We start from the raw sequence: 548 nt of genomic DNA, 5'->3' as shown, positions 1-548 counted from the left end.
AATGGGCGTAGATGTCCCTAGAAGTTGTACTTTATCCAATGTGAGTGCAGGTATTATTTTACCGGAAGATGGAAGTGAAGCTCAGGGTGCTTTTACACTTACTTGTAATATAGATGGAGGGTTTACTGCCACATATTCATTTGATTCAACAAGTAGCTATTCAAGCTCAAGAGTAGTAAATGCTAATGGTGTTGGTCTTGAAACGAGTGGGTCTATACAAGTGGCTGGATGGAATTTATCTTTAGATACTGGTTCTAATGGACTCCATTTTATTCAGACTTGGTTAAATAACCCAATTCCAGCAATAGTGAAAGCAAAATTAAAATCACCTACAACCGCCACAACCCCTGCTGGTGTTTATACCGACACATTCCGTGTCAATGTTACGTATTAATTTAGCTTAATCTCAACTCAATCTAATTGTTTTTTAAAGGAATATTTTCATGAAGATTTTATCTAAAATTGCTTTAGCATCAGCAGCATTACTCACAGCAAGTTTTGCACAAGCAGCGACCACATCGGCGTCTATTCCTGTGAGTTTAACCATT

At 37.6% G+C, this 548-nt stretch carries 1 protein-coding gene; it reads left to right on the top strand.

Going from position 1 to position 548, the window contains the following annotated elements:
- A partial coding sequence (locus C9E89_RS23665) for a hypothetical protein (protein ID WP_107010357.1) occupies positions 1-394 on the top strand: 394 nt, incomplete at its 5' end.
- Positions 395-548: the final 154 nt, after the last annotated feature.

The sequence above is a fragment of the Acinetobacter sichuanensis genome (genome assembly GCF_003024515.2).
GTDB lineage: Bacteria > Pseudomonadota > Gammaproteobacteria > Pseudomonadales > Moraxellaceae > Acinetobacter > Acinetobacter sichuanensis.
Note: the sequence above shows the minus strand (reverse complement) of the source record. Positions and strands in the feature narration are given on the sequence as shown.